We start from the raw sequence: 6,954 nt of genomic DNA, 5'->3' as shown, positions 1-6,954 counted from the left end.
AGAGTAGAACGTTGCCAAGCACAGAACAAAAAGCCTTTTTGAGAGAAATCTCAGAAAGGCTTTTTTGCTTTTTCAGCAATTTGTAGGCGAAATTATCGCAAAACGATATCCTCTTTTGCACAAGGGTAACTGCAGGCCGCTATTTGGGCTGATTTGGAGCTTTTCAGAGTATAAGCGGAAATACAGGGCCCTATTTACCCGCCAATACCCAATAGTTAGCCGAAATTGGCAAAATAGCGGATCATAGGTTCCTTCGAAAAGTCGAAAACTCGCTCTGGTTGGAATTAGCGGATCATAGTTCCCACTCGAGCAAGCCGCCTCTTCCCTGCGCTCACGCAATCCCCGTCTAACTTCCCGGCCATCGCGCAAGCCAGCCATAGCCACCTCACAATCCTCAATCGCCGCCAAGCCGCCTCTTCCCTGCGCTCACGCAATCCCCGTCTACCTTCCTAGCCATCTCGCAAGCCAGCCATAGCTCCCGCACACGTCCCGCCACTCCTAAGACGAATGCCCAGCCGCCAAATGAATCTAACGAAAGGTTGCATCCGCCAGATCTTTTTACGTCTCCTTACAATTTCTTAACGCAGGCATTACATAGCTTTAACCCTATGAACTTGGCATCAAGTTAAACTTGATATATAGAACAAAATTAAATCCAAGGAAACACACATCCCACTTGAGTTTTTCTATACTCATCAATCTAGGAGGCCTTTCTATGAAAGTAGAACTGCATTGTCATACCAAGTTGTCGGACGGATCATTCACGTTCGATGAAATATTGAATCTCGCTATCCAAGAAGGTGTCAGCCATCTGGCTATCACGAATCACGATACAACCCGCGAACTTCATCAAATGATGCATACGGGGAGGGAACGAGGCGTTGAGATCATTCCGGGTATTGAAATCTCCGGCTATGACTTTAAGAGACGGCGGAGAGTTCATATTCTCGGCTATTATATTGAGCCGGGGAGCGCAGCCATAGAGTCGTTATGCAGCCCGCTGCTGGAAAGACGCCACCAAGGGTGCATGACTGCGGTAGAGAGATTGATCAAGGCCGGATACGCCATTACTTGGGAAGATGTGATGAAATATGCGGAAGGCGGAACCGGGGTCTATAAGCAGCATATTATGCATGCCTTGATTGACCAAGGCTATACAACAACGATCTATGGCGATTTGTATAAAAAGCTGTTCTCTCGCGGTCAAAACGAAGAGCATCCGGGCATCGCCTATATCCCGACAGAGTACGTTGATGCGTGTGAGGCTGTGCGGGTTATTTTGCAAGCGGGCGGTGTTCCTGTATTGGCGCATCCGGGACAATACGGGAACTTCGAGGCTGTTCCGCAGTTAGTGGAGGCCGGCCTGCAGGGCATCGAGGTTTGGCATCCGCTGCATACTCCGGAGGATGAGCTTAGAGCCCGTGAGCATGCCTTAGAGTTCAACTTGACGATGACCGGTGGCTCGGATTTTCATGGATTTTATGGCGAAAGAGATGTCAAGCTGGGGAGCAAATCCCCTGGATTGGCCGTCGTGAACGAACTACGCGAACGAAAGCACGCACTATCCAAGGAGATGAAATGAGATGAAGCCTATCCATCAAACCCATTCAAGCCTTCCGCTATCAACGGAGCCGGCCATTCATGCCAGCAGTCATATTACGAACAGCTTTGCCGGAGAGTGGACCTCTATCGGACCTAACAATCAAATCATCGAATCCCGCATTGGGGATTACACCTACACGATGGACGATGTGACGATCAACTATGCGGAAGTGGGCAAGTTCACGTCCATAGCTTCCCACGTTTGCATCAATCCCGTAGATCATCCAATGGACCGGGTGACACAGCATCATATGACGTACCGGAGAGCTGCTTTCGGATTCGCAGAGACGAATGACGAAGATATTTTTAACTGGCGCAGAGGCAACCGTGTCACGATTGGGCACGATGTGTGGATCGGACATGGCGCAATTGTCATGAAAGGAGTCCATATCGGCACCGGCGCTGTTGTCGGATCGGGAGCTATCGTGACCAAGGATGTCGCTCCTTATACGGTCGTAGTAGGAGTCCCGGCCAAGCCTATTAAACAAAGATTCCCGCAGGAAACTATAGATGCTTTATTCAAGATCGCATGGTGGGACTGGTCGCGTGAGCTCCTGGAGGAAAGATTCCATGAACTGAATGATATCACGGGCTTTATTAAGAAATACGGCTGACTTTGGAAGGAGGCGAAAGGGATGTCTGAAGAGATGGATATTATGGATCATCTAATGGCGATGATTCAATCCGGCAAGTATGAGCCTGAGGATAAACTGCCATCGGAGAATGAAATCGCGGATTGGTTCAAGGTCCCCCGCATTACAGCGCGCAAAGCCTACGAACGGCTGCAGGAGCTCGGCTACATTTACTCCAAACAGGGAAAAGGCAGCTTTGTTCAGGATAGAAACTTGCGAATCCCCTTGGTGCTTTCCGCAAATAAAAGTTTTAGCCAGAAAATGACGGAGCTTGGGTATGACTATGAGTCGAAAAATATTTTTTGCGAGCCTATCGAGTTTAATCACAAAATCTTCGAGTCGCTTGGCATAGGCGAAGCTGACCGTGTCTATAAAATCGGCCGTCTTCGCATCATCGACAAAAGGCCGATCGCGCTGCACATTTCCTACGTAGCCGAGTCCGTATTCCCCCACATTGCAAGCGAAGGCAAAGAAATTACTTCGATGTTTAAGTATTACCAAAATCAAGGCTACCGGCACATCCAATCTTCGGAGACATCCATTCGATTAACGCATCCATCCAAATATGAAAGGGAGCTGCTGGCTTGTTCCAGCCTGATCCCTTTGTTGGTGCTGGAATCTGAATGCAGGGATGGCGCATCGGGGCGCACCTTGGAGTTCAGTAAAACGATGTATCGCGGGGATATGTTTACTTACGTGATTTAGAAATGTTCTTTTACTCTTTTACACAAACTTAACAGTTGCCAGCCTGGCAACAAGATAATCTGAGTCATGGAAGCAAGCAAGTTGGTTCTTTTAGGGAGAAAGGAGGCTTTGGGACATGAAAAGAAAGCAAAGAACGGAGATGCTGATTAACGGTTCGCCTGATCTTGCTGCTGCTTTAGCTGATGAGATTAAAGGCCGTTACCCCGTTGCTGTAATGGAAGAGCCGAACCACGGACTGGTCATGGTAAAAGTAAGGGAAACCGCGCAGAAAAGCTTGTTTTACTTAGGCGAGGTGCTGGTAACCGAATGCAAGGTCCAGATTGAAGGGGCCGTTGGAATCGGCATCGTGAAAGGCGACGAGCCGGAGAAAGCGTACGATCTGGCCGTCATTGACGCGGCTTATGCAGCCCGCTTGGAGGAGACGGAAGCTTGGACGGCTCTGCTGCTGTCGGAAGGCGAGCGATTAGCGGCCAAACGGCAAGATGAGCACACGAGCGTGTTACGAACGAAAGTTGATTTTGAAACGATGGATATAGATTGAAAGGAGTGTAGCTGATGATGCTGGATATGGTTCATGACATCCAAGCCGCATATAGAAAGCTAGTTGATTCCATGTCAAGGCCCGGGACGATATTCGACCTATCTGATGAAGCAGGAAAGCTGGAGCAGGTTCAAGGCTGCCTGCCTGCGACATATATAGCAGCTCTAATGCTGCTCGATACGGAAGTCACCTTCAAAGTGGTGTCAGAGAGGGAAGCAGAGGTGACTCATTGGCTGAGTCAATCTACATATGCCAAAGATGCCCCCTTGGAGGAGGCGGACTTCATCTTTATACTACGCGATGCCGCACCCGGCTATTTGCATAGCGCCATGGAAGCAGCCAAAATCGGAGAACTGACAGACCCGCACAGTTCAGCGACGGTCATTATCGAAACGGAGAGCGTAACGTGCGGAACGAAGCTGCGTCTTAGCGGTCCTGGCATTCAATCGACGACCCAAACCGAAGTGCAGGGGATCGAAGCTTGGATCGACATTCGGGCTGAACGAAATTCGGAGTTTCCGCTAGGGTTGGACTTCATCGTGACAGATACCTCCCACCGTATGCTCGCCTTGCCCCGGACAACGCAGGTCGTGAAGGAGGAAATCTAACGTATGGGTTATGTAGCGGTCAAAGGCGGCACACGCGCAATTGAACAATCTTTGCAACGAATCCAGTTTGAGCGGCTGCGCAAGGGCAAAGTGCTGGACGTTCCTGCAATCGAGGCCGGAATGCGAGGGCTTGTCGATCAGGTCATGTCGGAAAGCAGCCTGTACAGCGAACAGCTTGCGGCACTTGCCATTAAGCAGGCGGAAGGCAATCCGGAGGAAGCGGTTTTCCTGCTTCGCGCTTATCGTTCGACACTCCCCCGGAAGCATTATTCCAGAACCGTACACTCTGAGGAGATGCGGGTGGAAAGACGGATTTCCGCTTCGTTCAAGGATATTCCCGGCGGGCAAATTTTAGGGGCTTCCATGGATTATTCCCATAGGCTCTTGGATTTCGACCTGATGGACGAAACGGAAGAAACCGCAGCCGAGTGGTTGAGAGACTATCGCAAAGCGGAACAAATCACGCTTGCAGAAATGGCCGACGCACAGGATGGCCGGTTTCCGAAAGTGTTGGATTATTTGAGAAAAGAAGGACTCATTGCCGAATGTCCGATCGACAGGACCGAGCCGGATGATGTCACCCGGACGAGTTTGACGTTTCCGGCAACGCGGAGCGAGAAACTGCAAATTTTAACAAGAGGACAAACAGGAGCCGTGACATCGCTCGCCTACGCAGTTATTCGAGGGTATGGCATGGTTCACCCCACAGTCGGAGAGCTGCGCGTCGGAGAGCTTCCCGTTTATATCGACAGTCCGCTGGCCAATTCCGGTGAAGAGGACGACGCCTATTTTATCGGGGACATCAAAGTAACCGAGGTTGAAATGCTCGTTCCTATGACCGTGGAGAAGGAGAACGGCCGGAAAGAGCTGCAGCTTGATTTCGGTTACGGACTTTGCTACGGACAAAATGAAACGAAAGCTATTGCCATGAGTATCCTGGACAAAAGCCTTGAAAGAGGCGACAAATCGATTCCGACGCAAAACGAGGAATTTGTCCTTTTTCATATCGATTCCGTGGAATCAACAGGGTTCATTTCCCACTTGAAGATGCCGCACTACGTTACGTTCCAAGCGAAGCTTAACGATGTTCGCAAAACGAGAAAAAATCCAGCTAGCCAAGGCCAGGAGGTGTAGCGCAAATGCGAATTCAATACAATTTCGCCTTTCTGGACGAAGGGTCCAAAAGAGAGATCCGCCGTGCCACGCTTAAAGCGATTGCGATTCCGGGATACCAGGTTCCTTTCGCCTCCCGGGAACTGCCAATTGGACGCGGTTGGGGGACCGGCGGATTGCAGCTTACGCTGTCTTTGATCGGAAAACGCGATGTGCTGAAAGTGATCGATCAGGGCTCCGATGAGTCGGTTAATGCGGTCAGCATCAAGAAGCTTATCGACAAAACGACAGGCGTTCCGACGGTCGATGCAACCAAGGAAGCCACGCTCATCCAATCCCGGCACCGCATTCCCGAAATTGCGCTAGAGCAGGGGCAAATCCTCGTTCTGCAAGTTCCGATGCCGGAACCGCTGCGGATGTACGAATCAAGCGAGCTTGAGACCAAGCGCCTGCATGGGGAGAAAGACTACAGCGGAGCATGGCTGATGCTGTTCGAGCAAATTATGAAGTACCGCAGCGTATCCACGGGCGCGGATCATCCGGTTATGGTGCATGACCGTTATGTCATGGCGCCAAGCCCCATTCCGAAGTTCGACAATCCGAAGATGAACTACTCGGAAGCTTTAATTTTGCTGGGAGCCGGACGCGAGAAAAAAATCTATGCCGTTCCGCCTTATACGCAAGTGGTTTCCTTGGCGTTTGATGACGTTCCCTTCGAACCGGAGTCTTTCCCCGGTCAAAGCTGCCGGCAATGCGGAGCGCAGGATGTATTTATGGATGAGTTTTATGACGCTGAATCAGACGAAACGTATTACCAATGCAATGACACGAGTTATTGCTTGGAGCGAATGAATCCGTAGTCGTTCTAAACAGGAAGAGGTGAAAGAAGGATGGGACCATCTTCATCCCCGATTTTGAGTGTTAACCGTTTAAATAAACAATTCGGCTCTGGCTGTGCAGCCTGCAGCAGTCCGGAGCATCGTCATTTGGAGCGAAATTACTGCCGGGCTTGCGGCACCGTGTATTCCTGTCAGGACATCACCTTCGATCTGTACCCCGGGGAGGTTCTGGGCATCGTCGGCGAGAGCGGCAGCGGAAAATCTACCCTGATGAGGTGCCTCTACTTCGATCAGGAAGTGACCGGAGGCGAAGCTTACCTTCAGCCTTATAAAGAAGGCGCGACTAACATGTTTCAGGAATCTTCACAGCAAAAGAAGCTTATCCGCAATCATTTGATGGGCAAGGTGTATCAAAATCCGGTTATGGGCCTTCGGATGAACTTCTCTTCCATCGGCAATATTGCCGAGAAGATGATCGCTGCCGGAAACCGCAGTGTCGGTGCGATGGAGTCACGGGGGAGCGAATTGCTGGAGCGAGTTCATATCCCCGTGTACCGGATGAAGGAAGCGCCTAGAAATTTCTCCGGAGGCATGCAGCAGCGGGTTCAAATTGCCAAAGCGCTGTCGAATAATCCGCCTGTTTTACTGCTGGACGAAGTCACGACGGGGCTCGATCTATCGGTTCAAGCGAATGTGCTCGATCTGATCAAGCACCTGCAAAGAGAGTTGAAGATCAGCATGCTGCTCGTCTCCCATGATCTTGGCGTGATCCGGATGCTTGCGGATCGGACGATGGTGATGCTGGATGGACGTGTGGTCGAGCAAGGCTTGACGGACCAAATCCTTGAAGATCCGCAGCATGCGTATACCCAGCAGTTGGTGCATTCCCTGTTGTAGCCATTCCCCGAAAGGAG

Annotated in this window: 8 protein-coding genes; all 8 read left to right on the top strand. The window is 50.7% G+C overall.

The features are described from left to right. The first annotated feature begins 715 nt into the window (after positions 1–715). Positions 716–1,582 (top strand): PHP domain-containing protein, encoded by an 867-nt coding sequence (locus tag AC3WRW_RS29250; protein ID WP_492549736.1) that lies wholly within the window; start codon positions 716–718, stop codon positions 1,580–1,582. A 1-nt stretch (position 1,583) separates the two neighbouring features. Continuing rightward, positions 1,584–2,216, top strand: a complete 633-nt coding sequence (locus tag AC3WRW_RS29245; protein WP_492549735.1) for a DapH/DapD/GlmU-related protein — start codon at positions 1,584–1,586, stop codon at positions 2,214–2,216. 21 nt (positions 2,217–2,237) lie between these two features. Then, positions 2,238–2,939, top strand: a complete 702-nt coding sequence (locus tag AC3WRW_RS29240) for a GntR family transcriptional regulator (protein ID WP_492549734.1) — start codon at positions 2,238–2,240, stop codon at positions 2,937–2,939. Positions 2,940–3,054: 115 nt separating this feature from the next. Continuing rightward, entirely contained in the window at positions 3,055–3,480 is a 426-nt protein-coding gene (gene phnG, locus AC3WRW_RS29235; RefSeq protein ID WP_492549733.1) for a phosphonate C-P lyase system protein PhnG, read from the top strand. Positions 3,481–3,494: 14 nt separating this feature from the next. Next, complete coding sequence (gene phnH, locus AC3WRW_RS29230) at positions 3,495–4,088, top strand: phosphonate C-P lyase system protein PhnH (RefSeq protein ID WP_492549732.1); 594 nt, start codon at positions 3,495–3,497, stop codon at positions 4,086–4,088. Between the two features lie 3 nt (positions 4,089–4,091). Further along, entirely contained in the window at positions 4,092–5,222 is a 1,131-nt protein-coding gene (locus AC3WRW_RS29225) for a carbon-phosphorus lyase complex subunit PhnI (protein ID WP_492549731.1), read from the top strand. 5 nt (positions 5,223–5,227) lie between these two features. Continuing rightward, a complete protein-coding gene (locus AC3WRW_RS29220; RefSeq protein WP_492549730.1) occupies positions 5,228–6,061 on the top strand; it encodes an alpha-D-ribose 1-methylphosphonate 5-phosphate C-P-lyase PhnJ in 834 nt (277 codons plus the stop codon). Positions 6,062–6,091: 30 nt separating this feature from the next. Continuing rightward, complete coding sequence (locus AC3WRW_RS29215; protein ID WP_492549729.1) at positions 6,092–6,937, top strand: ATP-binding cassette domain-containing protein; 846 nt, start codon at positions 6,092–6,094, stop codon at positions 6,935–6,937. Positions 6,938–6,954 lie beyond the last annotated feature (17 nt).

It is taken from the genome of Paenibacillus sp. FW126-R14 (assembly GCF_058789495.1).
The sequence above is the reverse complement of the archived record's forward strand: the minus strand, read 5'-3'. Positions and strand labels throughout refer to the sequence as shown.